Consider the following 24,922-nt stretch of genomic DNA (forward strand, 5'->3'; position numbering starts at 1 on the left):
AAGCCAGGGTCAGAGGCGCATGCGCGCGGCCAGCTCGCGCTGCTGCACGGCGCCCTTCTCGAAGACGAGCTCCAGCAGGGCGCGGAGGATCTTCGAGCTCTTCTCCTGGTTCTGCTGCACCGTCTGCAGGCGGGCCAGGTCCTCCTCCGTCCACTCGGAGGTGGGCGCGCCGCCCGCGAGGATTTCATCCAGGATGTCCGAGGCGCTGGAGCCCGCGTTCGCGGCGGGCGCGGGGGCCGCGCGCGCGGCGGGGGCCGGGGCGGCGGGGGGCGGCGGCGCGGCGTTCGGGTCGACGATGTCGCTGATGCGCTTCACGACCGTCTTGCCGCTCATGTCCACGACCTTGAACTCCTCCTCCTCCGGGAGCTCACCCGCGTCCTGCTGCTTGTTCGAGTCGGGCTTGAAGCGCTTCTTCTCCACCGGCTCCTGGCCGCGGTAGTGGCGCAGGATGGCGTGCTCGATTTCACGGTCGCCCGCCACCATGGGGACCACGCGGGCGCGGCTGCGCGCCGCGACCTGGTCCAACGTGGCCAGGTCCGTGGGGTCGGACATCGCCAGCACCAGCGTCTTCCCGTTGTCCTTGAGCTGCACGGGGAAGACGCCCTTCTGCTCGGCGAGCCCCACCTCCACGCGGGCGAGCGCCGCCGCGTCCTTGGTCAGGTTGCCCAGCTGCACGCGCGGCATTCCCAGCCCCTGGCAGATGGCCTGGGTGATGGTCTCCTCGGACGCCAGCCCCAGGTCCGCGATGACGCGCGACACGCGTCCGCCCCACTGGTCCAGTGATGCGAGCGCGCTGCGTAGCTGCAACTCGTCGATGACGCGCGCCTTGACGAGGATGTCCGCGATGCGATTCCGGGAAGGGGGAGCCATGGGGTGGGGATTCTAGCGTCGGATGGCGCGGACGCTCAGTCCACGTCGATGAACCTGCCTTGAAGGCAGGGGAACATGGCTTGAAAGCAAGGAGGCTGGACCATGCAACCGTTCGCGGACGCCGCCACCCAGATGTGCCCGTACTGCGGCGAAGAGGTCGAAGTGGACGTGGACTCGCTGGGCGCCTCCTCCGAGTCCTACGTGGAGGACTGCCCCGTCTGCTGCCGCCCCTGGCAGGTGCACGTCACCCGCGGTGAGGACGGCGCCGCCGTCACGTTGGGCCGCGACGACGACTGAGCTTGGCCCCCCCGCCAGGAGGGCAGGCGGGCGGGCACGAGGCCTTTCGCGGGGGCTCCAGGACGTGCGGGGCCGTTCCTTGACACGTCCCGAAGCATGGTTCTCTTGAGTCTTGTGAGGCGCTGCCGGGCGCTCCTGGAAACAGGGTCCCGGCCACCCACTTCAACAACGACCGTGAACCCGCACGACGTGCGTCCCCAGGGACGTCACGAACAGGAGACGACCATGCTGAACGCTCGCTATCCCTTCAACAACGCCGCTGTCACCCACCCGCTGCTGCGCGACTTCGACTTCATCTTCCGCGAGCTGGCCTCGCCGGGTGTCCGCGAGGACGCCGAGCGCACCGTCACGCCCGCGGCGGACATCCTGGAGGCCGAGTCCGGCATCACGCTGCGCGTGGACCTGCCGGGCCATGACGCCAAGGCCATCCAGGTGAAGGTGGAAGACGGCGTGCTGACCGTGCGCTCCGAGCGCAAGGCCGAAGCCGTGCCGGAGGGCAGCACCCTGCGGCGCCAGGAGCGCGCCTCGGGCGTGTACGCGCGCCAGTTCCGCCTGCCGGAGACGGTGGACGCGACCCGCGTGGAGGCCCGCTACGACAATGGCGTGCTCACCCTCACCCTGCCGCGTCGCGAGGAGACCAAGCCCCGCGTCGTCGAGGTGAAGGTCCAGGGTTGATGCGCGTGCATCAACACCCCATCAGGGAGGCCGCTGCCCTCGCTGCGGCGAGGCGCGGCGACTCCCGCAAGCATCCGTACGACCTGAGGGCTTCCGCGGTGGCCGGCGGAAGCCCCCGTCCCATCACTTGCGAGCAGCGCTGGTGTTGAGCGCCAGCGGCACCCGGAACAGCTCCATCACCTGAGTCACGTCCAGCGGCTTGGCCAGACACGCCACCGCGCCGGCCTGCTTGGATGCCTCCACGACGTCGGGCGTGTGCAAGCTCGTCATGGTGATGAGACGCACGCCTTCCATCTGCTTGCGCGCGCGGATGCGCTTGCAGACCTCGATGCCGTCGATGTCCGGCATGTTGAGGTCGATGATCATCCCGTGCGGCTTCTGCTCCGACACCAGCAGCAGCGCCTCCACGCCGCTCGTGGTGGTCTGCAGCTCCACCTGGTTCGCGTGCGGCTTGAACGCGCGCTTGATGGCGTCCAGCACCGGGCGCTCGTCGTCCACGACCAGCAGGCGCACCGTGCTGCTACCCAGCTCCTCGGGCACGGGCATCTGGTGGGTGACCAGGAAGGTGCGCAGGTCCGTCGAACGCACCCGGCGGTGGCCACCCGGAGTCCGGAAGGCCATCAGGATGCCGCGGTCAATCCACTTGCTCACCGTCGACGGGTCCACCTGAAGCAACCGACTGATGTCGTGCGTCGTGTAGAGCTGGTCCGTCATCGCCGTACTCCCCTCGGACTGCATCGTTCCACTAGCCATGGAAATAAACACCTACCTTGAATGCGGGGTTTGATCAACCCACCCTACGACGTGCTGCGTTTATCTGTGCTTCTCATCAGACCCACGGCGTCATCCCAACGGCCACTGGCACGGAGGCACAGCTCCACAAGCTCACGGGCGGCTCCGTGACCGCCCACGTTCGTCGTAACGAAGTCTGCTTCCTGGCGCACCTCTGGAACAGCATCCGCCGGACAGGCGGACAACCCTGAGAGTGACATGGGGTCCAGGTCGTTCAGGTCGTCTCCCATATACGCGCACTGATTCGCGGGTATCTGGAGTTGGGCGAGCAATTCAAGGAAGGCGGGACCCTTCTCCTTGCGGCCCTGGAAGATGGCGGCGAGGCCCAATTCTCGGCCTCGCGCCTCGACGATGCGGGACGTGCGCGCGGTGAGGATGGCGGCGGGCAGGCCCACCAGCCGGGCCATGACGAGCGCATGGCCATCCTTCACGTTGAAGCGCTTCATCACTTCGCCGTTGTCGCCGTAATACAGCGCGCCGTCGGTGAGGACGCCATCCACGTCGAACACGAGCAGTCGCACGCGCGACGCACGGGACGTCAGCTCTTCCTTGCCCGGCTTGGAAGGCGCTTCCGTCTGCATGGCCTCCTCACCTTTCGCATGCATCAACTGGCTTCGTGACCCAGCGCGCGGCGGATGCTGAGTACATCTCGTAGCACGTCCTCGAACATCTGTGGATTGAGCGAGCACGGACCGTCACACAGGGCACGGTCGGGGTCTTCGTGGACTTCTGTGAATAAAGCGTCAATCCCGGCGGCCGCGGCGCTGCGGGCGAGCAGTGAGACGAACCGGCGCTCGCCGCCTGTCTTTCCGTCGCTGGAGCTGGGGAGCTGGACGGCGTGGGTCGCGTCCATGCAGACCACGAGGCCGGCCTCGCGCATCTGGGCGAGGCCGCGCATGTCCACGACGAGGTTGTTGTAGCCGAAGGAGGAGCCGCGCTCGGTGACGAGCACGTTGGGGTTGCCCGCCTCCACTGCTTTCTTCGCCGAGTGGACGATGTCCTTGGGGGCCACGAACTGTCCCTTCTTCAAGTTCACCCCCTTGCCCGAGCGGGCCACCGCCTCCACGAGGTCCGTCTGCCGGCAGAGGAAGGCCGGTATCTGGATGATATCCACGACTTCAGCGGCAGGCCCGACGTGGCTGGTTTCATGGACGTCCGTGAGAACGGGCACTCCCACCTCCCGACGGACACGGTCCAGGATTCTCAGACCTTCCTTCAAACCCGGTCCGCGGAAGGACTTCCCGCTGGTCCGGTTGGCTTTGTCATAGGAACATTTGAAGGCATACGGAACGCCCAGCCGGGACGTGATGCCCTTGAGCAGGTGGGCGTGTCTCAGGGCCATCTCCTCGGACTCGATGCTGTCCGGGCCGGCGATGACGAAGAGGCGCTGGCCGGGGCCGACCTTGTGGCCGCACAGCTCGATGGAGGGGGTGTTGCTCATGAGCGCACCGGGGGGGCCGGGGTCCGGTGGGCGTCCCGCTGGGCGAGCGCCGCGCCGATGAAGCCGGAGAACAGGGGGTGGGGGGCGAAGGGCTTGCTCTTGAACTCAGGGTGGAACTGGCAGCCCACGAAGTACGGGTGGTCCGCGAGCTCAATCATCTCCACCAGGTTCAGCTCCGGGTTGTGGCCGGAGATGACGAGCCCGGCCTCCTGGAGACGGCCACGGTAGGAGTTGTTGACCTCGTAGCGGTGGCGGTGGCGCTCCTGGATGGCCTCCTGGCCGTAGAGCTTGTGCGCGACGCTGCCGGGCTTGAGCGCGCACGCGTAGCTGCCCAGGCGCATGGTGCCGCCCTTGTCCTGCACCTTCACCTGGCTCTCCATCAGCGTCACCACGGGGTGCGCGGTGTGCTCGTCGAACTCCAGGCTGTTGGCGCCCTTGAGGCCCAGCACGGTGCGGCTGAACTCCACCACGGCCATCTGGAGGCCCAGGCAGATGCCGAAGAAGGGGAGCTTGTTCTCACGCGCGTAGCGGACCGCGGCGATCTTCCCTTCGGTGCCGCGCACGCCGAAGCCGCCGGGCACGAGCACCGCGTCCACGCCCTCGAGCGTCTTCTCCGGCCCTTGAGCCTCCACGTCCTGGCTGTCCACGAAGCGCAGCTTCACGCGCACGTCGTTGGCGATGCCGCCGTGGAGCAGGGACTCGTTGAGGCTCTTGTAGCTCTCCGTGAGGTTCACGTACTTGCCCACGATGCCGACGGTGACTTCACCGCGCGCGGGCTCGTAGATTTTGCGGACGATGGTCTCCCACTTCTCCAGGTGGGGCGCGCGGCTCCAGATGTTGAGCACCTCCGCCAGCCGCTCATCCAGGCCCTGGCGGTGCAGCTCCAGGGGCAGCTCGTAGATGCTGCGCACGTCCGGGGACGTGAACACGTTGCCGTTGTCCACGTTGCAGAACATGGCGATCTTGTCCTTCAGCTCGCGCGAAATCTCCCGGTCGGTGCGGCACAGGAGGAAGTCCGGCTGGATGCCGATTTCGCGCAGCTTCATCACCGAGTGCTGCGTGGGCTTGGTCTTCACCTCACCCGCGGCGCCGATGTACGGCAGCAGCGTCAGGTGGATGTAGACAGCGTTCTGGCTGCCCACGTCGTAGCGCATCTGGCGGATGGCCTCGAGGAAGGGCAGGGACTCGATGTCGCCCACCGTTCCGCCGACCTCCACGATGACGACGTCCACGTCCTGGGCGGCCTGGCGGATGCTGGCCTTGATCTCATCCGTGATGTGCGGAATCACCTGGACCGTCTTGCCCAGGTACTCGCCACGGCGTTCCTTGGTGATGACCGCGTTGTAGATGCGGCCGGAGGTGAAGTTGTTGAGGCGGCTCATCCGGGCGTGGGTGAACCGCTCGTAGTGGCCCAGGTCCATGTCGGTCTCGCCACCGTCCTCGGTGACGAACACTTCGCCGTGCTGGAAGGGGCTCATCGTGCCCGGATCCACGTTGATGTAGGGATCCAGCTTGATGAGCGTGATGTCCAGCCCGCGGTTCTCAAGGAGGGCGCCAATGGATGCGGAGGCCAGTCCCTTCCCCAGCGAGCTGACCACGCCGCCCGTCACGAAGATGAACTTGGTTTTCTTGGAGCGCATGTCCCTTCCTGCCAAGAGGGCCAGGGGGCGTCAAATATTCTCTGACGCACGGACGGCCGGCTGGCCCCGACCCGCAGGGTCAGCCCTTCACTGCGCGTCCCAACCACCCGGACGGGCCACGGCGAACTGCTGGGCGGTGGGCTGGCCGACGCGGAAATGGCGCAGGTCGCACCCCCGGCAACTCCAGCCTTCCCAGCCTTTCTTCACGACCTGGTGCAGGCAGGCATCGTAGTTGGGACAAAAAAGATTGCGCTGGTCATCCACCGTCTCCTCGTCACGGAGAGCAGAGGGCAGCGGGATGGGACATGGCGTGATGGACACGGAAGTTCTCCGGCAGGCGACCCCTACGGTCGTGGATGGCACTTCCCCCCGGCGGCCACGAACCGGTGGGTGGACAGGACATTCCCGGTAGGGAGGGGGACGAAAAAAGTCGCCCCCGTCGGCAAGGACGGGGGCGACTCGTTACCGCAGGCGTCACTTCCGCCGGGGACAACCCGCGTTAGCAGGCCACCGCGACGGAGGTGGACGCCTTGATCTTGCTGTCGTTCAAGGCATCACCTCCTTTCTTGCGGCAGCAGAGATAATGCCCGCCCTCATTTCTCGCCACGAAGACCGCGAGGTGGGCAGGGGTCGTCCGAGGAATGAGCGTTCAGGCGGCGACGACCTGGCGCTCCACGAGCCGGCGGTACAAGCCGTCCTGCGTCATGAGGGTGGAGTGGGTGCCGCTCTGCACCACGCGGCCGTGCTCCATCACCAGCACGCGCTGGGCGTTGGCCACGGTGGACAGGCGGTGGGCGATGATGAGCGTGGTGCGGCCCTGCATCAGCCGGTCCAGGGCGTCCTTCACCAGGTGCTCGCTCTCTGAATCCAGGGCGGACGTGGCTTCATCCAGGATGAGGATGCGCGGGTCCTTGAGCACGGCCCGCGCGATGGCCACGCGCTGCTTCTGTCCGCCGGACAGCTGCACGCCGCGCTCGCCCACCTCCGTGCGGTAGCCGTCCGGGAAGCGCTGGATGAAGTCGTGCGCGTTCGCGGCGCGGGCGGCGGCCTCCACCTCCGCGTCGGTGGCGTCCGGGCGGCCGTAGCGGATGTTGTCCGCGATGGAGCAGGAGAAGAGCAGGGGCTCCTGGGCGACCATGCCCACGTGGCGCCGCAGCCAGCTGGGGTCCAGGGACTTCAGCGGGCGGCCGTCCAGGCGCAGTTCGCCCTGGAGCGGATCATAGAAGCGCGACAGGAGGGCGGCGAGGGTGGACTTGCCGGCGCCGGAGGAGCCCACCACGGCGACGACCTCGCCCGCGTTGACGGTGAGGTCGATGCCCTGGAGCACCGGCACGTCCGGACGCGTGGGGTAGGCGAAGTGCACGCCGTGCAGCTCCACGCGGCCTTCGACGGTGGCGGGGCGCTCGCCCTCGTTGGCGGGGATGGCGGGCGCGCGGTCCATCAGCTCGAAGACGCGCTCGGCGGCGCCGGAGGCGCGCATGAAGTCCGCCCAGAGGTCCGCCAGGGAGCCCAGGGAGACGGCCACGAGCATCGTGTAGATGAGGAACGAGGTGAGGGCGCCCACGGAGAGCTCGCCGTCCACCACCAGCCGGCCGCCGTACCAGAACACCACCACCGCGGCGATGTAGCCCGCGCTGGAGGCGCCACCCATGAAGGCGGCGGACTGGCGCGCGCGGTTGCGGGCGACCTCGTAGGCATTGCGCACGGAGTTGCCGTAGCGCGCCACCTCCGAGGGTTCCGCCGCGAAGGAGCGCACGGTGCGCATGCCGGACAGGCTCTCCTCGGCGACCTCGCTGGCCTTGGCGAGCGCGTCCTGCACGTTGCGCGACAGCCCGCGCACGCGCCGGCCGTAGACCATGCCGCCCACGGCGACGACGGGCACGATGGCGAGCATCAGGAAGGTGAGCGAGGGCGAGGTGTAGAAGAGCAGCACGATGCCGCCCAGGGCCTGCACGGCGTTGCGCAGCCCCATGGAGATGTTCGCGCTCACCGTGTTCTGGAGCACGGTGGTGTCGGAGGCGAGCCGGCTGGTGAGCTCTCCGGTGCGGTGCGTGTCGAAGAAGGCCACCTCCTGGTCCATGAGGCGGCGGAAGAAGTCATGGCGCAGGCGCATGACCACGCGCTCGCCGGCGTTGGTGAAGAGGTAGAAGCGCACGGCGGTGGCCACGCCCTGGACCAGGAAGACGGCCAGCATGACGAGCGCGGCCTTGTCGATGAGGCCGCGGTTCTTCGCGTTGAGGGCCTCGTCGATGAGGATGCGGACGCCCTGGGGGTAGACCAGGCTGGCGCCGCTGCTGATGAACAGGAAGACGGTGGCGACCAGCAGCGTGCCCAGCTCAGGGCGGGCGAGCGCCAGCAGGCGGCGCCCGGTGACCCCGGAGGAGAGGTGCGGTGTCGAAGTGGTAACGGAGGGAGGCACCGGCGGAGCCTACCGGACTGTCGGGGGACGTGCAGCCCGGGCGGTGTCCGCAGGGCCGGGATGCAGGCGGGTGGCCTGGGTGGTATTCCAAGGCCCGTTCCACGCGAGGAGGGGCCATGGAGAAGCGCGTCTTTGGCAACACCGGGGTGGCGGTGCCGGTCATCGGACAGGGCACCTGGCAGATGGAGGATGACAACGCGGAAGCAGCCGTCCGAGCCCTGCGCGCCGGGCTGGACCTGGGGCTCACGCACCTGGACACCGCGGAGCTCTACGGCCAGGGGCGGGTGGAGGAGGCCCTGGTGTCGAAGGCCATCGAGGGCCGGCGCGAGGAGGTGTACCTCGTCTCCAAGGTGATGCCGTCCAACGCGACGCGGAGGGGCACGGTGGCCGCCTGCGAGCGCAGCCTGAAGCGCCTGGGCACGGACCACCTGGACTGCTACCTGCTGCACTGGCCCGGTTCGCACCCGCTGGAGGGCACGGTGGAGGCCTTCGAGGAGCTGGTGGCGGCCGGGAAGATCCGCTCCTGGGGTGTGAGCAACTTCGGGGTGGAGGACCTGGAGGAGGTGCTGGCGCTCGCGGGGAAGGGGCGCATCGCGTGCAACCAGGTGCTGTATCACCTGGAGGAGCGCGCCATCGAGCACGCGGTCGTCCCGTGGTGCGAGGCCCAGGGCGTGGCGGTGGTGGCCTACAGCCCCTTCGGCAACGGGCAGTTCCCGTCACCCACCAGCGCGGGCGGCAAGGTGCTGGCGTCCATCGCGAAGGAGCACGGCGTGACGCCCTTCCAGGTGGCGCTCCAGTTCCTGGTGCGCCGGCCGTCGGTGTTCGCCATCCCCAAGGCGAGCAACGCGGCGCACGTGCGAGACAACGCGAGCGCGGCCTCGCTGAAGCTCACGGAGGACGAGCTCCAGCGCATCGACGCGGCGTTCCCGAAGGGCGACGAGCCGGACGAGCTGCCCGTCATCTGACGGCAGCGCGTTCGCGCATCACGGCTTCCACTCGGGCCACATCCTCCGGCACGTCCACCGCCACGGTGCGCCAGTTCACGCTGGCGCAGCGGATGCGCAGGCCGTTCTCCAGGGCGCGCAGCTGCTCCAGCTTCTCCGTCTCCTCCAGCGGGGTGGGGCTGAATGAGGCGAGTTGGAGCAGCGTGTCCCGCCGGTAGCCATAGAGGCCCAGGTGGGCCCAGCGGCGCACGGGTGTGCCGGGCTCGCGGGCGTGCGGCACCGTGGCTCGGCTGAAGTAGAGCGCGTCGCCGTTGAGGGCGAGCACGGCCTTCACCACGTTGGGGTTGTCCACCTCCTCCGGTTCCAGGGGCCGCACCAGCGTGGCCATGTTCACGGCTTCGTCCTGGAAGAGCTCCGCGAGCACCTTGAGGGCGGCGGGGTCCACGAGCGGCTCATCCCCCTGCACGTTCACCCACACCTCCACGTCCGGGCGGGCGCGGGCGACCTCCGCGATGCGGTCCGTGCCGGTGGGGCAGGCGGGGCTGGTCATCACCGCTTTGCCTCCGAAGGCCTCCACGACGTCGCGGATCCGCGTGTCGTCGGTGGCCACCCACACCTCGTCGAAGGCGCTGGCTTCCTGACAGCGGCGCCAGACGTGTTCGATCATCGGACGGCCGGCGATGAGGGCGAGCGGCTTGCCAGGGAAGCGGGTGCTGGCATGGCGGGCGGGGATGACGGCCACGGTGTAGGAGGCGGGCATGGGCGGCATCTATCAGATTCAGGACGTCCCGCCGCGCTCGGGGAGGGGCTGACCGGCTCCCACCACTGGCCAGAAATGGCGCCGTGCCTAGCTTCCGGGGCGACATGAAGAAGGTCATCCACATCGTTGGCGCGCGTCCGAATTTCATGAAGGTGGCACCCATTCACCGGGCCATCTCCGCGCGTACGTCCCTGCGGCAGCTCGTCATCCACACCGGTCAGCACTACGACGCGAAGATGAGTGACGTCTTCTTCGCGGACCTGGGCTTGCCTCCGCCTGAAATCCACCTGGGCATCGGCTCCGGCAGCCATGCCGAGCAGACGGCGAAGATGATGGTGGAGATGGAGAAGGTCTTCCTCCAGGAGAAGCCGGACCTGGTCTCCGTGGTGGGCGACGTGAACAGCACCATCGCCGCGGCGCTCGTCACGTCCAAGCTGGCGATTCCGCTGTCCCACGTGGAAGCGGGCCTGCGCAGCTTCGAGCGGCACCAGCCGGAGGAGATCAACCGCGTCGTCACCGACCGGCTCTCCGACCTGCTGCTCACGCCGTCGCGCGACGCGGACGCGAATCTTTTGAAGGAGGGCATCGACCCGAAGCACATCCACCTGGTGGGCAACGTGATGATCGACTCGCTCCTGTCGTCCAAGGAGAAGGCCGACCAGTTGCCCACGCTGAAGAACCTGGGCCTGACGCCGAAGGGCTACGTGGTGGCGACGCTGCACCGGCCGTCCAACGTGGACAACCCGAAGCTGCTGGCGGGCCTGCTGGGCGTGCTGATGGACGTGGCGAAGGAGCTGCCCGTCGTGTTCCCGGTGCACCCGCGCACTCGGAAGATGATTTCGGAGCAGGGGCTGGCTTCCAGGCTGGAGCAGACGCCGGGGCTCAAGCTGGTGGACCCCATGGGCTACCTGGAGTTCCTGTCCGTCACGTCGCAGGCGAAGCTGGTGATGACGGACTCGGGCGGCCTGCAGGAGGAGACCACGGCGCTGAACGTGCCGTGCCTCACCATGCGCGAGCAGACCGAGCGCCCCATCACCGTGGAGGTCGGCTCCAACGAGGTGGTGGGCACCGACCCCGCGCGCATCCGCGAGGCCGCGAACCGCGTGCTGTCCGGCGACTTCAAGAAGGGCCGCGTGCCGGAGCTGTGGGACGGCCGCACGGGCGAGCGCATCGCGGACCTGTACTCGCGCTTCCTGGGCGTGGAGACCAAGCGCGCTTTCGGGTGAGCTGACGCGTTCGTGAAGCAATCAGGCCGCCGGGTGCTCGCGTCTTCGTGCGCGGGGGCCGGGCGGCCTTCGTGTTTCAAAGCGTGGTAGAGCATCGGGTCCGCCATGCGTGAAGACCCCGAGAGCGCTCCGGTCATCCCCGACGGCTACGTCGACATCCCGTTCGTCGTGGAGCCGAACTACGCGGGGTGGCGGTTGGACCGGTACCTCTGCGAGAAGATCCGCCGCATGGACCTGGAGCGCGTGCGGGGCATCATCCTGCGCGGCGTCCTGTGCGACGAGTACCGGCTCAAGCCTTCCACGCCCGTGTATCCGGGGCTCACCTTCCGCATTCGCCGCCCCGCGAGCCAGGAGCCCGTGACGCCCACGGAGCTGCCCGTTGTCTTCTCCGATGACTGGCTGCTGGTGTTGGACAAGCCGGCGGGGCTGCCCATCCACCCCACCGCGCGCTACCACAAGGGCACGCTGGTGACGCTCTTGCGCGAGCGCTTCGGTGAGCGCTTCGCGGAGCCCGCGCATCGGTTGGACCGTGAGACGAGTGGGCTGGTCGTGTGTGGCCGCACCACCGAGTCCTGCCGTGTGCTGGGTGGACTGTTCCTGTCGCGCGATGTGCACAAGGAATACCTGGCGCTGTGCGAGGGCCAGCCTTCCGAGGACACCTTCGTCGTGGACGCGCCCATCGCGGAGGGCACGGACCTGATCCGCATCGCCGTGCGCATCGACCCGGTGGTGGGCAAGCCCAGTCGTACGCGCTTCCAGGTGCTTCAGCGCTTCACTCATGGCGGCGCGCCGTTCGTGCTGCTGCGCTGCTTTCCGGAGACAGGACGGCAGCATCAGATTCGCATCCACCTGCGAGAGGCGGGCTTTCCTCTGGTGGGCGACAAGATGTACGGGCCGGACCCGGGGTACTTCGACCGGTTCAGCAAGCACTCGCTGGAGCCGGAGGCGTGGGACCGACTGCGGTTGCCGCGCCATGCGCTTCACGCGGAGCGCATCACGTTCCCGCACCCGGGCACCGGGGAGTCCGTCACCTTCGCGTCGCCGCTTCCCGATGACTTGAAGGACTTCATCGCCGGGAGTTGAGCCGCTAAGCCAGCTCACGCAGGAACGACGTGACCACCTCCGCCAGGCGCTCGGGTTGGTCATACGGGAGGCCGTGGCTGGCGTCCTGTATCTGCTCGATTCGCACGCGTGGGTTGAGGCTCCGCAGCTCCGTTGCCATCTCGAGCGTGACGACGGGACTGCTGTCCCCAATGACGAGGAGGATCGGGACGTCAATCGCGCTCACCACGTCGCGATACTCGGGGTTGGGCGGCGTGAGGACGTCGAAGGCTTCAAAACGGGTCTTCAGTCTCGCCTCGGCGAGATGCTCGATGAGTTCGGGCGAACGATGCGGCTGCCGGGCTCGGGCCTGTGCAACGAGCTCGGATTTGCTGAAGCCGAGTGTCCTGCGGTGTTGTTCGGCGACGTCGCTGGCGTGCACCTCGCGTTGGCGCTCGGGGCTCAAGAACGTCGGGTCGACCAGGATGACGCCGCGGAGGCCCGCCGTCCCTCGGCTTGCGACCACCGCGGCGGTCATGCCGCCCATCGAGTGGCCCAGCAGCACCGGACGCGAGAGCTCCAGGCCTCGGATGAGGCCCACGACGTCGCTTGCGTGATCGTCGTACTGGTAGCCGTGGCGCGGCGTGCTCGAACCGCCGTGCCCTCTGGCGTCGGGCATGACGACGTCGAATTCACCTTCGAGCGCGCGCGCCACGGGAGTCCAGCAGGCTCCGCTCCCGATCAATCCATGGAGCAGGACGACGGGAGGTTTGGCGCCTCCCGTCCGGAGGTAGTGGAGGTCGATGCCGTTCGCTTCGCGGACTCCACTCATCCAGGTCGTCATGGGACGATTCCTGCCTGCCGTGGCTCAGGAAGTGAAGTTCAATCAGCCTGCCTTGCGGAGGTTCTTCGCTCCCGGCACCACGCGCAGCAGTTGCTCGGGCATCCGGTCCACGACCTGCTCCGTGAAGCGGGCGAAGATGCGGAAGAGCACCGGCAATAGCACCAGCGTCAGCGCGCACGCGGAGATGGTCCCGGACACGATGACGATGGCCAGGGGCTTCTGCATCTCCGAGCCGATGCCGTTGCTCAAGCACGCCGGCACCAGGCCCAGCGCCGCCAGCGCTGCCGTCATCAACACAGGGCGCAGGCGTTCGCGGCTTCCGTGGAGGATGGCGTCGTCCAGCGACTCTCCCGCCTCCCTCCGCTCCGCGATGGCGCTCATCACCAACACTCCGTTGAGCGCCGCCTGTCCGATGAGCGCGATGAAGCCCACCGCCGCCGCCACGCTCAGCGGCATGCCCGCCCAGTACAGGCCGAACACGCCTCCCATCAGCGCGAAGGGCACGTTGAGCAGCGTCACCACCGCGCGGCCGAAGGAGTTGAACGCCTTGAAGAGCAGCAGCAGCGTGAGCACCAGCGCCACCGGCAGCACGGTGAGGAGCCGGTCCATCGCGCGCTCCTTGCTCTCGAACTCGCCGCCCCACTCGACGCTCATTCCCGTGGGGGGCGGGGCTTCCTTCTGGAGCAGCGCCTGTGCGTCCTTCACGAAGGAGCCCAGGTCCCGGCCTCGCACGTTCATGCGCACGCCGATGTAACGCCGGCCGTTCTCGCGGTTGATGGAGGCCCGGCCGAAGCCCGTCTTCACCTTGGCCAGCTCGTTCAGCGGCACCAGCACGCCTCCCTCCACGGGCACTCGCAGGTGGGAGATTTTCTCCACGTCGTCCCGGCTGGACATGGGCAGGCGCATCACCACGTCGAAGCGGCGCTCTCCCTCCCAGAACTCGCTGAGCGGCCGGCCTCCCACCGCCGTCTGGAAGACGTGCTGGAAGTCACCCAGTGACATGCCGTGGCGGGCCAGCGCTACACGGTCCGGCGTCACCTGGATGCTCGGCACCTCGCCGCTCTTCACGATGCCCAGGTCCGCGACGCCGTCCACCTTTGACAGCGTGCGCTTCACCTTCTGCGAATACTCCTGGAGCACCTGGAGGTCGTCGCCGAAGAGCTTCACCGCGAGCTGACCCTGCTGGCCGCTGATGCTCTCGTTCACGTTGTCGCCGATGGGCTGGCTGAAGCTCACCTCCATGCCCGGGACCTCCGACACGGAGCGCTGGAGGACCTCCAGCACGTCGTCCAACTTCGGTGTGCTCTTGGGCCCCTCGGCGGGTGGCTTGAGCTTCACGAAGAACTCCAGGTTGTTGGTGAGCTTCGCGTCGGTGCCGTCCTCCGGGCGGCCCAGTTGGCTGAGCACTCCGTCCACCTGCGGCGCCGCGCGCAGCAGGCCTTCGATTCGCGGCACCAGCTTGCGGCCCTCCGACAGGGAGATGTTCGAGGGCATCGTGAAGGTCAGGTAGAGGCTGCCTTCGTTGAGCGCCGGGAGGAACTCGCTGCCCATGCGCGGGACGAGCGCTCCCGCGAAGAGCAGGCCCGCCGTGCACACCGCGACCACGGTGCCCGGGTGCTTGAGGCTCCAGGTCAGCACGGGGCCGTAGGCTTTGTCCGCGGCTCGCAGCACTGGTGATTCCCTGTGCTTCACCGGCTTGCGGTAGACGAACGACGCCAGCACCGGGATGAGCGTGACGGAGAAGACGAGCGCACCCAGCAGCGCCGCCACCACCGTGTTCGCCATGGGCGCGAAGATGCGGCCCTCCACCCGCTGCAACATGAAGATGGGCAGGTACGCCGCGATGATGATGAGCAGCGAGAACACCGTGGGGCGCACCACCGCCTTCGTCGCGCGCTGGATGCGTTCGAGCGGGGTTTCCCCCTCGTACTGATGGCCGGACATGCGCGCCAGGATGCTCTCGATGATGACCACGCCTCCGTCCACGATGACGCCGAAGTCCACCGCGCCCATGGACAGCAGGTTCGCCGACATGCCTCGCATCTTCAGGTAGATGAACGATGCCAGCAGCGAGAGGGGAATCAGGACGCCCACGACGATGGCGGCCCGCAGGTCCAAGAGGAAGATGAAGAGGACCAGCGTGACGAGCAGCGCGCCCTCCAGCAGGTTGTGGCCCACCGTGCGCAACGTCGTGTTCACCAGGTCCGTGCGGTCGTAGAACGGATCAATGTGCGCGTCGTCCGTCTGGAGGCGGCCGTTCACCGCGGTCACCGCGTCGCGCACGCGAGAGAGCACCACGGAGGGGTTCTCTCCCCGGCGCATCAACACGATGCCCTGCACCACGTCACTGTCGCCGTCGCGGCTGACCACGCCCTGGCGAGGGGACCAGCCCTCGTTCACGTCCGCCACGTCCTTGAGGAACACGGGCGTGCCTTCGTGCGTGGCCACTCGCACGTCGCGGATGTCGTCCAGCGAGCGGAAGAGGCCCTCGCTGCGGATGACGAACTGTTCGGAGCCTCGCTCCAGCACGCCGCCGCTCGCGTTCTCCGAGCCGTCCTTCAGCGCGTCTTCCACGTCGTCCAACGTGAGGCCGAACGCCGCGAGCTTCACGGGATCCGGCTGGATGTGGATTTCCTTGAGGAGTCCTCCGTAGCTGACGACGTCCGCGACGCCGTCCACTCGCAAGAGGCCCGGCCGCACCACCCAGTCCTGGAGGGTGCGCAGCTTCATCGGGTCGCCCTTCGCGCCCTTGAGCGTGTAGCGATAGATTTCTCCGATGGGCGTGGCCAGCGGCCCAAGGGAAGGCGTGAGGCCTTCGGGCAGCTCCGCGTCGCGCAGGCGCTCCAGCACCTGGGCTCGGGCGAAGAGCACGTCGGTGTTGTCGTTGAAGCTCAGCGTGACGAACGACAGGCCGAACATGGAGAGGTTGCGCAGGCGCGTCAGGCCCGGGATGCCGTTGAGGGCTCGCTCCAGCGGGAGGCCAATCTGACGCTCCACCTCTTCGGACGGCTGGCCCGGGTAGAGGGTGATGACGTTGACCTGGGTGTCGGTGGGATCCGGGAAGGCTTCCACGGTGAGGTCGGTGAAGCAGAACCAGCCCCAGATGGCGGTGAGCAGCGTGAGGAACACCACCGCCGCGCGGTTCTTCAGACTGAAGTCGACGAGCTTTTCGAACATGGGCGTCTTTCGTTCCGTCGAGGGGCTTCAGTCCGCCAGTTCGATCTGGTTCTCCAGGAGCAGCGCGCCCCGGGCGACGAACCGGTCTCCGGAGGCGAGGCCTCCGCGCAGCTCCACCTCTCCGTCGCGACGGCGGCCCGGCGTCACGGCGACCCGCTCCAGGCGGTTCGAGTCACGGGCGACGAAGACCACCGAGCGCGCTCCATCCGTCACCACCGCGCTGTCCGGGACTCGCACGCGCTTGACGCCTTCGGGGGGCGTGGGCGTCACCTCCACGAAGGCGTTGGGGCGGAAGCGGCGGTCGTTGTTGGGGACCCGCACGCGCACCTCCACGGTGCGGCGCAGCGGATCCACCACCTCGGCGACGCGGTCCACCTTGCCGGCACGGACGATGCCATCTCGCGTGGTGACCGTGACGTCCTGGCCGGGGGACATGTCCATCGCGTCTGCCTCCTGGAGGTCGGCGACGACCATGACCTGATCCAGGTCCGACAGACGCACGAGCGGCTTGTCGCGGTCCGGCGTCACCTCCTGGCTGGCCGCCAGGTCCTGGTCCACCACCGTGCCGGAGCGCGGCGCTGTCACCCAGAAGAGGTTCTCGCCTCGGGAGGACACACGGAGGCTGCCTTGCTTCGCCTTGGCGGCCTCCAGGGAGAGTTCGGCCTGACGCAGCTCCGTCTGCGCGGCGAGGAGTTCCTTCTCCGGGGCGGCTCGCAGGGCCACCAACTCCTTGAGGCGGTCCGCGTTGCGGCGCTTCTCCGCGAGCTCTGCTTCCGCGCCGCGCTGTTCGCGCACGAGCTCCGCGAAGGCTCCAGAGCGCACGCTGAAGAGGTCGTCACCCTGCTTCACGCGGTCTCCGGGACGCACGCGGACTTCTTCCACTCGGCCCGCGAGCGGGGCTCCCACTGAGGCGGTGCGCGCCTCGTCGAACTGCACCCGCGCGGGGGAGGGGAGCGGGGTGAGGGCGCTGCCCTCGGTGGCCACTGCGAGCTGTACGTAGTGCCACTGCGGTGCTCCGTCTGGCAGGTGCACCGTTTCGCCTTTCACGGTGGGGCCGTTGATGGCGGTCTCGCTCTCCGCGACGGAGTCGGTGGGGGCCAGCACGTAGAGCAGCACGCCGGTGCCCAGCAGGCCCGCTCCCGCGAAGGCCATCCAGACCGTGGTTCGGCGGGATGGAGTGGTGCTGGACGTCGGAGCAGCGGCGGTGTCGGGGGTGTTCATGCGGGGGCTTTCTGGAAGGCGGGAGGGATCGCGTGGGGCTCACGCGGAATGGGACGGCTCGTCAGGGGCGGGCAGGGCGGTGTTCGTGCTTCGAGGCGCGGAGGCAGGAGCGAGGGAATGCGCCTGCCGTCATCAGGAGCGGGGATTGATCAGCGTGTCCGGTGCTCGCGGACCGGCGGCGCTGGTCCGGGCGATGGCGATGGTGAGGCGGTAGGCGGTCTGATCCAGGTCGGCCGCGTGCAACACCAGCTCGCCGTAGGTCCGGCGCGCGAGGAGCAGGTCCTGCAACGCCGCGCCTCCTGCCTTCACCGCCGCGTCCAGGCGCTGCACCACGCCTTCGGCCAGCGGCAGCGTCTGCGTATGGAGCTTTTGCCGACGCTCCTGCACCGCTCGCAGTTGCTGGTTCAGGACATCCGTCTCCCGCGAGGCCTGGGCCGTGAGCAGCTCTCGCGCGGTCCTCGCGGACTGGGCGCTCGCGCTGGCGGCGTGCGCGTCCGCCTGTCCGTGGTCGAAGAGGGGGAGCGGAATCGACAGGCCCACGAAGAGGGAGTTCTTCTGGTTGCCGGAGATCATGAACTGATCTCGCGTGTAGCCAGCTCGCACCGTCGGATCCGGAATCCAGCGGCGCTGCGCCAACGTCAGCGAAGACCGCGCGGCGTCCTCCTGCGCGCTCAGGGCCCGCAGGTCCGGCCTTGATTCGATGGCGGCGGGGGCGGGCGCCTTGTCGAGCCTTGCCTGGAGGAAGGACATCGCCCGCTCGTGGTTTCCGAACGGCTCACACGGAATGCCCGCGAGCTGTGCGCAGGCGAGCAGTGCGTCCGTGAGCTTCACGCGCTCCTCTCCCAGCGACGTCTCCAGCGACTGCGCCTCCAACGTGGAGCGGTCCACGTCCAGACCCGCGGCGTCGCCGTGCTGCTGCCTGGCGCGTTGCAGGTCCGTGAGCTTCAGCGCGTCGTCGGTGAGCTTTGTCAGCTCCGCGATGCGCACCTCCATGGTGGCCACGTCCGCTGCTCGCTCCAGCACGTCGTACATGCGAGCCCTCAGCGCGGCGTGCACGTCCAACGTGGTGGCGGACAGCGCCGCCTTCGCCGCGTCCTGACGTGGGCCCCGCTTGCCCAGCTCCACCAGCTCCGACAGGCCCACGACGTAGTTGGGCACGTCGTCCAGGCGGCGCAGGCCCGGCGGGTTCGTGGCGCCGATGGGGATGGTGTTCATCGACACGTCCAGCTCCGGATTGGGCAGCAGGTGCGTGCGCTGGTGATCCGCTCGCGACGCCGCGAGGCGGGCGCGGTCGTCCGCGAAGTCCGCGGAGTGCTCCCAGAGGAGCTCCGCCAGACCGTCGTCGTCCGGCAGGGTGGAGAGCAGCAGCTTGGAGGAGGACGTGGGGTGCTGCTCGGCACCGGCGGTGAGACCGAGCAGGGTGCCCAGGGCGATGAGTGCGGGGAGGGAACGGCGCAAGCGGCAGGCTCCGGTGAGAATCCGGAGGAGCCCCATCGCAAGCCGTGTGCCCGGCCTGGCCCCAGCAAATCCGCGCGGATGCGACGCCGCGCGACTTCAAAATCCTTTCAGCGCCCGCGACTTCAAAATCCTTTCATCGCGGGCACTGCAAATCGCTTCAGGTGTCACCCAGGCGCTTGAGGAAGGTCGGATAGGACAGCCCGAGCGCCTTCGCCGCCTCCATGCGCCGGCCGCCCAGCCGCTCCAGCACCCAGCGCACGTACGCCTGCTCCAGGTCCTCCATGGGCACGGGCTCCGTCACGCTGAAGGCTCCCGGCGCCACCGCGGCGGATGCCTCCACCTTCACCGCGGCGCTCACGGAGGGCGTGCCGCCAAGCACCTCCAGCTCCAGCTCCGGTTCGGGCTCCAGCACCAGCGCCCGCTCCAGGATGTTGCGCAACTCGCGCACGTTGCCCGGGAACGCATAGGCCGCGAGCCTCGCTCGGGCCTTCACGCCCAGGCTGACGTCGCGCCGGCCCAGCTCGCGGCCCAGGTCCGCGAGCATCCCTTCCGCCAGCGGGAGGATGTCCTCGCGCCGCTTTCGCAGCGGCGGGATGTCGATGCGGAACACGCCCAGGCGGAACCAGAGGTCCTCGCGGAAGTTGCCTCCCGACATCTGCTTCGGCAGGTCCCGGTTGGTGGCGGCCACGATGCGCGCGGTGCTCGTCTGCTCCGTCGTACCACCCAGCCGGCGGAACCTCCCCGAGTCCAGGAACGTCAGCAGCTTCGCCTGGAGCGGCAGCGGCAGTTCGCCCACTTCATCCAGGAAGAGCACGCCGCCGTGGGCCACCTCCACCAGCCCGCGCCTCGCGGTGCGCGCGTCCGTGAAGGCGCCCTTCTCGTGGCCGAACAGCTCGCTCTCCACCGTCTGCTCGGGCAGGGCCGCGCAGTTGATGTGCACGAAGGGCGCTCCGCCGTCCTTCGACGCGAGCGCATGCAGGTGCCTCGCGAGCTGCTCCTTGCCCACGCCCGTCTCGCCCAGTAGCAGCACCGGGCTTCGCGGCGACGCGGCGATGCGCTCCAGCATCGCGAACACCCGCTGCATCGCGGCGGACGTGGGGGGCACCAGACGGCGGCGGCCGGACAGCTCCGCCTCCGCCGTCTCCAACCGGTCCCTCAAACGGCTGGCATCCACGGCCCGGCGCGCGCGCAGCACCAGGTCCGCCAGCTCCACGGGCTTGGCCAGGTAGTCCGCCGCGCCCGCTCGCACCGCGTCCACCGCGCTGGCGATATCTCCGTGCGCCGTCACCATCACCACCGCTACGCCGGGCGCGTGTGCCTTCAGCTCCGGCAGGAACGCGAGCCCGTCTCCGTCCGGCAAGCGGCGGTCCAGCACCAACAGCACGGGCGTGGTCTTCGCCAACGACGCACGGGCTTCGTGCAGCGAGTGCGCCACCGTGAGGCTGAAGCCCTCTCGCTGGAGCGCCACCGCCGCGATGGAGGAGAAGGCTCGGTCGTCATCCACCAAGAGGACGGGGAGGCTCATGGCCGGGGCACTCGGGGAAGGTGGAGGAGGAAGCGGCTGCCGTCGGGGAGGCGCTCGAAGGTGAGCTGTCCGCCCTGATGCTCCAGCGCCTGGCGCGTCATGGCCAGCCCCAATCCGATGCCCTTGGGCTTGGAGGTGTGGAAGGGCTCGAAGAGGTGCTCCTCTACGCCCGGCGGCGGCCCTCCCCCGTTGTCCTCCACCGTCACCACCGCGACGTCCGCGTCCAGGCGGGCGCGCACGCGCACCTGGGGCTCGGTCACCTTGCCCAGGTCCTTGGCCGCCACCGTGGCCTCCATCGCGTTGCGCACCAGGTTGTCCAGCGCGGTGGTGAGCAGCAGCGGGTCGCAGGACAGGGGCGCCGCGTCCGGGGGCACGTCCACGTCCACTCGCACTTCCCCTGCCTCCGGCAGCGAGCGCAGGCCTTCCACCACGTCACGCACCAACTGGGACAGGTTCACGTCCACGCGGCGCACGACGGGCGGCTTGCCGAAGTTGAGCAGCGACGTGGCCAGATGCGCCAGCCGGTCAATCTGCCCGTGCAGCGTGCGCACCACGAGCCCGCCTTCACCTTCCGGAGAGACGAGGCCGGTGGCGGCCTTGAGGCCGTTGAGGGAGTTCTTCACCTCGTGCGCGATGAGGCTGGCGGCGCTGCCCAGCGCGGCCATCTTCTCCTGCTGCGCGGAGCGCGTCTCCACCTCGCGGAACAGGCCGTAGACGCGGCGCCAGTGGACGGTGAAGAGCACCAGCGTGCCCACCTGGAGCAGCGCCAGCACCAGCAGTTGCACGAGGAAGCGGTCGCGCAGGCCGGACAGGAGCGCGGTCTCGTCCGCGGCGAGCACCAGGTGCAGCCCCGTGCCGGGCACGGGTGTGGCGGTGAGGAAGGTCTCCGGCATCGCGCCCAGTGAAGGGGGCCGGACGCCCTCGCGGATGAAGTCGCGCAGCTCTCCGGACGCGCGTGACACGTTGGCCCACGAGGGTGGCGCGCTTGGCAGGAAGAGGTCTCCTGAGGCGTTGAGGACGAGCAGCTCCAGGTCGTTGCTCAGGGGCCGCCCGCCCGGCAGCGCCGTCCCCGTGTCCAGCAGGCCCGCGAGCACCGCGGTCGTCTCGCCCGCGCGCACCACCGGCACCGCGACGACGAAGAGGGATGCGCCCGGCGCGATGGCGTCCACCACCGACGTCTGGCGCGCGAGCACCTGCTGGAACCAGGGGCGCGTGGCGAAGCCGTCCTGGGCTTGCGCCTCGTCGAGCGGCGGGTCGCTCCAGCGCAGCTTGCCCTGCGCATCCAGAACCATCACGCCCGCGTGGAAGAGGCCGGCGCGGGGCGTGGTGAGGTCCTGGAGGTCCTCGGTGGGCAGCTCGCGCTTCACGTCCGGGCCCACGCCCTCGGACACGCGCAGGAGCTCCGTCTGGAGCAGCTTCAGGTGCAGGCCCAGCGCCTCCGCGTAGACGCGGGCCTCGCGCGTCATGCGGGACTGGAACTCCGCACGGGCCACGGCGACGTCGCTGCGGTAGGAGAGCAGCGGTCCCGCGACGGCGACCGCTCCCAACAACACCAGGCCCGCGACGACGGAGCGGACGAACTGCCGCTCCGCCTGGGCGAGCCCGGGCCGGCCCGAAGGCGCGGCTGACATCTCAGGCGCTGAGCTTGGTGGCACCCGCGCTCTGGGACAGCTTGTCGGTGAGGTACTGCCCGGAGAAGCACGCGGTGCAGTAGGTGCTCCGCTTCGGGTCCTCCACCGCGGTGCCCAGGCCCTCCAGCGACAGGTAGCCCAGGGAGTCCGCCGTCACGTACTTCGCGATTTCATCCGTGGTGTGGCTGGCCGCGATGAGCTCCGTGCGGCTGGGCGTGTCGATGCCGTAGTAGCAGGGCCACTGCGTGGGCGGCGACGAGATGCGCAGGTGCACCTCCACGGCGCCCGCGGCCTTGAGCATCTTCACGATCTTGCGGCTGGTGGTGCCGCGCACGATGGAGTCATCCACCACCACCACGCGCTTGCCCTTGAGCACCTGGCGCACGGCGGACAGCTTCAGCTTCACGCCGAAGTGGCGGATGGACTGCTGCGGCTCGATGAAGGTGCGGCCCACGTAGTGGCTGCGGATGAGGCCCACGTCGTAGGGGATGCCGCTCGCCTGCGAGAAGCCGATGGCCGCGGGCACGCCCGAGTCCGGCACCGCGATGACCAGGTCCGCCTCCGCGGGCTGCTCGCGTGCCAGCTGCACGCCCAGGCGCTTGCGCACCTCGTACACGCTGCTGCCGAAGAGCACCGAGTCCGGCTTGGCGAAGTAGACGTGCTCGAAGATGCAGCGGCCCAGCCGGGCCGCAGGCTTGAACGGCATGCTGGAGCGCAGCACGCCGTTCTCGATGACGACCAGCTCGCCCGGCTCCAGCTCGCGGACGATCTCCGCTTCGATGAGATCCAACGCCGTCGTCTCGCTGGCGAGCACGTAGGCGCCTTCCTTCATCTTGCCCAGCACCAGCGGCCGGAAGCCGTTGGGGTCGCGCACCGCGATGAGCTTGTCCTCGGTGAGGAGCAGGATGCTGTACGCGCCCTCCACCCGGCGCAGCGCTTCCACGAGGCGGGCCTCGAAGGTGGGCTGCTTGGAGCGGGCCAGGAGGTGCATCACCACCTCCGTGTCCGCGTCCGACTGGAAGAGCGCGCCCTCCGACTCCAGCTCCGCCTTGAGCTCCACCGCGTTCACGAGGTTGCCGTTGTGCGCGATGGAGAACTGGCCGCCCGCGTAGTTCACGAACAGGGGCTGGGCGTTCTTGATGCCACTTCCACCCGCCGTGCTGTAGCGCACGTGGCCGATGGCCGCCTTGCCGGGGAGCCCTTCAATCACCGGCGCGGTGAAGATGTCGGCGACCAGGCCCATCTGCCGGTGCGCGCGCAGGACGTGCCCGTCGGACGCGACGATTCCGGCGGACTCCTGTCCGCGGTGCTGCAGGGCGTGCAACCCCAGGTACGTCAGGTTGGACGCCTCTCCGTGACCCACGATTCCGAAGATGCCGCACATGGCGCGCTGCCTTACCCCTTTCGACCTCGAAGCGGAACAGGAACGCACGCCTTGAAGGTGGGTATTCCACCATCAGCCGACGTCGGCCCTTGTAGGCCAGGCAAGGCACCGTTGCCCGAAAGGTAGGAGCCGCCTGGAAGCGCCGAGGGGTTACGCTGCCTCCGGCATGTCCTCTTCCCGGCGCTCCTTCCTCCGCCCCTTGCTGCCCTTCGCCTTGTTAACGGCCGGGGCCGCCTACGCGCTCGCCTCCTGGAACTGGTGTGGGAGGTGGGAGGAGCGCACGCCCGAGGTGCTGTCACAGGTGCGTGGCGAAGGTCCTCTGCGCGCGGGCGCGGCGAAGGTGGCCCTCTCCCCGCCCTATCCGGTGGTGGTGGCGGGCTACGTCCCACCCCGCCCCGAGGCGAGCCAGGCCGAGCTCCCCCTCCATGCGAGGGCCCTGGTGCTGGAGGCCGGTGGCGCGCGCGTGGGCGTGGTGTCGCTGGAGCTGCTCCTGGTGACGCCGGAAATCACGGCGCGGGTGCGCGAGCGCGTCGCGAAGGCCGGGGTGAAGGAGGTGCTGGTGGTGGCCACGCACACGCACTCCTCGTTTGGAGGCTACGACGCGCGGTGGGCGGCCCAGCTCTCCGGCACGGGGCGCTACCGGGAGGCGTCCGCGAACGCGGTGGTGGAAGGCGCGAGCGAGGCGCTGGAGAAGGCCGCGGCTTCCATGAAGGACGTGACACTGGAGGTGGGCGGCGCGGCGGACGCGGAGCTCGTCCATTCCCGCTCCGGTGGTGATGTCCCGGACGGCCAGCTCACGCGGGCGGTGTTGCGCGGAGCGGAGGGGCCCGTGGCGGAGGTGCTGGTGTTCGCCGGGCACGCCACGCTCATTCCCCGGCAGCGGTCGCTGTTGGATCCGGACTTCCCGGGCCGGCTGAGCGCGCTGCGCGAGGAGGCGGGGAGTGGCGTCACGCTGTTCGTGCAGGGCAGCGAGGGCAATGCGACCGTGTCCTTCAACGAGGGCCAGGGCCCCGAGCGCGCCCTGGGCTTCGCGCGCAAGCTGTCGGCGCTGGCGGATGGCGCTGCCCCGGCGTCCGTGACGGAGCCGGTGCGGCTGGCGTTCGCGCGAGTCCAGACGGCGCTGCCCCGGCCGGACTCTTCGCGGCTGGTGCCCGCCTTCACCCGCGCGGCGGGGGACAACTTCCTGTGCGCGTCGTCTCCGCGCGAGGCGGAGGTGGACGCGCTGGCGCTGGGGCCCCTGGAGCTGCTGTCCATCCCGGGAGAGCCCACCGTGGGCGCGGGCCGCGCGCTGGCGGACCTCACCGGGGCGACGCACGTGCTGGGGCTCGCCAACGGTTACGTGGGCTACCTGGACACGCCTGAGAAGGTGCGCGAAGGGCAGGGCGAATCCCGGCGCCAGTACTTCGGTCCCGCCTTGATGGAGCGCCTGGGCACCGCCGCGCGCGTGGCCTCTGGCGCGGTCGGCTTCTCTCCCGTCAAGTAGGCGCGGCGAAGGCCCGTCCGCCCGCCTGCCCTGCGGACCTCCTGACATCCGGCCGCGCTGGGCCCGCACCGTCGCTGACGGAGGGCCCGCTGCC

The 24,922-nt window shown here is 69.1% G+C and carries 21 protein-coding genes; 6 read left to right on the forward strand and 15 right to left on the reverse strand.

Translation table 11 applies throughout. The annotated features are described in order from the left end of the window. Window positions 1-9: 9 nt before the first annotated feature. On the reverse strand, window positions 10-870 hold the full coding sequence (locus D7Y04_RS04810; protein WP_121758468.1) for a general secretion pathway protein GspE: 861 nt from the start codon (window positions 868-870) through the stop codon (window positions 10-12). A 102-nt stretch (window positions 871-972) separates the two neighbouring features. Between D7Y04_RS04810 and D7Y04_RS04815 the strand changes: the two genes are divergently transcribed. Both D7Y04_RS04815 and D7Y04_RS04820 read left to right on the forward strand, forming a co-directional pair. Continuing rightward, window positions 973-1,167: a CPXCG motif-containing cysteine-rich protein gene (locus D7Y04_RS04815; RefSeq protein WP_120581566.1), complete on the forward strand. Its 195-nt coding sequence runs from the start codon at window positions 973-975 to the stop codon at window positions 1,165-1,167. 225 nt (window positions 1,168-1,392) lie between these two features. Continuing rightward, the gene (locus D7Y04_RS04820; RefSeq protein WP_233601272.1) at window positions 1,393-1,842 is read left to right on the forward strand and encodes an Hsp20/alpha crystallin family protein; all 450 of its coding nucleotides are present in this window, start codon (window positions 1,393-1,395) and stop codon (window positions 1,840-1,842) included. 123 nt (window positions 1,843-1,965) lie between these two features. Here the strand turns inward: D7Y04_RS04820 and D7Y04_RS04825 are convergent, their stop codons facing one another. From D7Y04_RS04825 to D7Y04_RS04850, 6 genes are all read right to left on the reverse strand, one after another. Then, window positions 1,966-2,595, reverse strand: a complete 630-nt coding sequence (locus tag D7Y04_RS04825) for a response regulator (protein WP_120600224.1) — start codon at window positions 2,593-2,595, stop codon at window positions 1,966-1,968. Window positions 2,596-2,639: 44 nt separating this feature from the next. Next, window positions 2,640-3,215, reverse strand: coding sequence for an HAD family hydrolase (locus D7Y04_RS04830; protein ID WP_120581569.1), 576 nt, complete (start codon window positions 3,213-3,215; stop codon window positions 2,640-2,642). A 23-nt stretch (window positions 3,216-3,238) separates the two neighbouring features. Next, window positions 3,239-4,075 (reverse strand): 3-deoxy-8-phosphooctulonate synthase, encoded by an 837-nt coding sequence (gene kdsA / locus D7Y04_RS04835; RefSeq protein ID WP_121758469.1) that lies wholly within the window; start codon window positions 4,073-4,075, stop codon window positions 3,239-3,241. Next, the gene (locus D7Y04_RS04840) at window positions 4,072-5,715 is read right to left on the reverse strand and encodes a CTP synthase (RefSeq protein WP_121758470.1); all 1,644 of its coding nucleotides are present in this window, start codon (window positions 5,713-5,715) and stop codon (window positions 4,072-4,074) included. The genes kdsA and D7Y04_RS04840 overlap by 4 nt, the downstream gene beginning before the upstream one ends. 87 nt (window positions 5,716-5,802) lie before the next feature. Beyond that, entirely contained in the window at window positions 5,803-6,036 is a 234-nt protein-coding gene (locus D7Y04_RS04845) for a hypothetical protein (RefSeq protein ID WP_014393887.1), read from the reverse strand. 328 nt (window positions 6,037-6,364) lie between these two features. Then, complete coding sequence (locus D7Y04_RS04850) at window positions 6,365-8,134, reverse strand: ABC transporter ATP-binding protein (protein ID WP_121758471.1); 1,770 nt, start codon at window positions 8,132-8,134, stop codon at window positions 6,365-6,367. A 116-nt stretch (window positions 8,135-8,250) separates the two neighbouring features. Here D7Y04_RS04850 and D7Y04_RS04855 point away from each other — a divergent pair, with 116 nt between their 5' ends. Then, window positions 8,251-9,099 carry an aldo/keto reductase gene (locus tag D7Y04_RS04855; RefSeq protein ID WP_121758472.1) on the forward strand — a complete coding sequence of 283 codons (849 nt, stop codon included), beginning with the start codon at window positions 8,251-8,253 and terminating at the stop codon, window positions 9,097-9,099. On the opposite strand, the gene kdsB is transcribed toward D7Y04_RS04855, so the two are convergent. Beyond that, a complete protein-coding gene (gene kdsB / locus D7Y04_RS04860) occupies window positions 9,092-9,838 on the reverse strand; it encodes a 3-deoxy-manno-octulosonate cytidylyltransferase (protein WP_121759278.1) in 747 nt (248 codons plus the stop codon). The genes D7Y04_RS04855 and kdsB overlap by 8 nt on opposite strands. A 104-nt stretch (window positions 9,839-9,942) precedes the next feature. On the opposite strand from kdsB, the gene wecB reads away from it, so the two are divergent. Together wecB and D7Y04_RS04870 are read left to right on the forward strand one after the other, a co-directional pair. Then, a complete protein-coding gene (gene wecB, locus D7Y04_RS04865) occupies window positions 9,943-11,064 on the forward strand; it encodes a non-hydrolyzing UDP-N-acetylglucosamine 2-epimerase (protein WP_121758473.1) in 1,122 nt (373 codons plus the stop codon). 105 nt (window positions 11,065-11,169) lie between these two features. Continuing rightward, entirely contained in the window at window positions 11,170-12,147 is a 978-nt protein-coding gene (locus D7Y04_RS04870; protein ID WP_121758474.1) for an RluA family pseudouridine synthase, read from the forward strand. A 4-nt stretch (window positions 12,148-12,151) separates the two neighbouring features. Here D7Y04_RS04870 and D7Y04_RS04875 read toward each other — a convergent pair whose 3' ends face one another. From D7Y04_RS04875 to purF, 7 genes are all read right to left on the reverse strand, one after another. Then, on the reverse strand, window positions 12,152-12,949 hold the full coding sequence (locus tag D7Y04_RS04875; protein ID WP_121758475.1) for an alpha/beta fold hydrolase: 798 nt from the start codon (window positions 12,947-12,949) through the stop codon (window positions 12,152-12,154). 42 nt (window positions 12,950-12,991) lie between these two features. Beyond that, a complete protein-coding gene (locus tag D7Y04_RS04880; RefSeq protein ID WP_121758476.1) occupies window positions 12,992-16,126 on the reverse strand; it encodes an efflux RND transporter permease subunit in 3,135 nt (1,044 codons plus the stop codon). A gap of 27 nt (window positions 16,127-16,153) precedes the next feature. After that, a complete protein-coding gene (locus D7Y04_RS04885; protein ID WP_121758477.1) occupies window positions 16,154-17,347 on the reverse strand; it encodes an efflux RND transporter periplasmic adaptor subunit in 1,194 nt (397 codons plus the stop codon). Between the two features lie 132 nt (window positions 17,348-17,479). Continuing rightward, window positions 17,480-18,805, reverse strand: coding sequence for a TolC family protein (locus D7Y04_RS04890; protein WP_121758478.1), 1,326 nt, complete (start codon window positions 18,803-18,805; stop codon window positions 17,480-17,482). 157 nt (window positions 18,806-18,962) lie between these two features. Next, window positions 18,963-20,330 (reverse strand): sigma-54 dependent transcriptional regulator, encoded by a 1,368-nt coding sequence (locus D7Y04_RS04895; RefSeq protein WP_121758479.1) that lies wholly within the window; start codon window positions 20,328-20,330, stop codon window positions 18,963-18,965. Beyond that, window positions 20,327-21,961 (reverse strand): sensor histidine kinase, encoded by a 1,635-nt coding sequence (locus D7Y04_RS04900; RefSeq protein WP_233601273.1) that lies wholly within the window; start codon window positions 21,959-21,961, stop codon window positions 20,327-20,329. Before D7Y04_RS04900 ends, D7Y04_RS04895 begins: the two co-directional genes overlap by 4 nt. A 1-nt stretch (window position 21,962) precedes the next feature. Continuing rightward, window positions 21,963-23,345, reverse strand: coding sequence for an amidophosphoribosyltransferase (gene purF / locus D7Y04_RS04905; protein WP_216669370.1), 1,383 nt, complete (start codon window positions 23,343-23,345; stop codon window positions 21,963-21,965). A 166-nt stretch (window positions 23,346-23,511) separates the two neighbouring features. Here purF and D7Y04_RS04910 point away from each other — a divergent pair, with 166 nt between their 5' ends. Continuing rightward, the gene (locus D7Y04_RS04910; protein ID WP_120597120.1) at window positions 23,512-24,828 is read left to right on the forward strand and encodes a neutral/alkaline non-lysosomal ceramidase N-terminal domain-containing protein; all 1,317 of its coding nucleotides are present in this window, start codon (window positions 23,512-23,514) and stop codon (window positions 24,826-24,828) included. The last annotated feature ends 94 nt before the right edge of the window (window positions 24,829-24,922 follow it).

The organism is Corallococcus sp. AB038B (assembly GCF_003668955.1).
Taxonomy (GTDB): domain Bacteria; phylum Myxococcota; class Myxococcia; order Myxococcales; family Myxococcaceae; genus Corallococcus; species Corallococcus exiguus.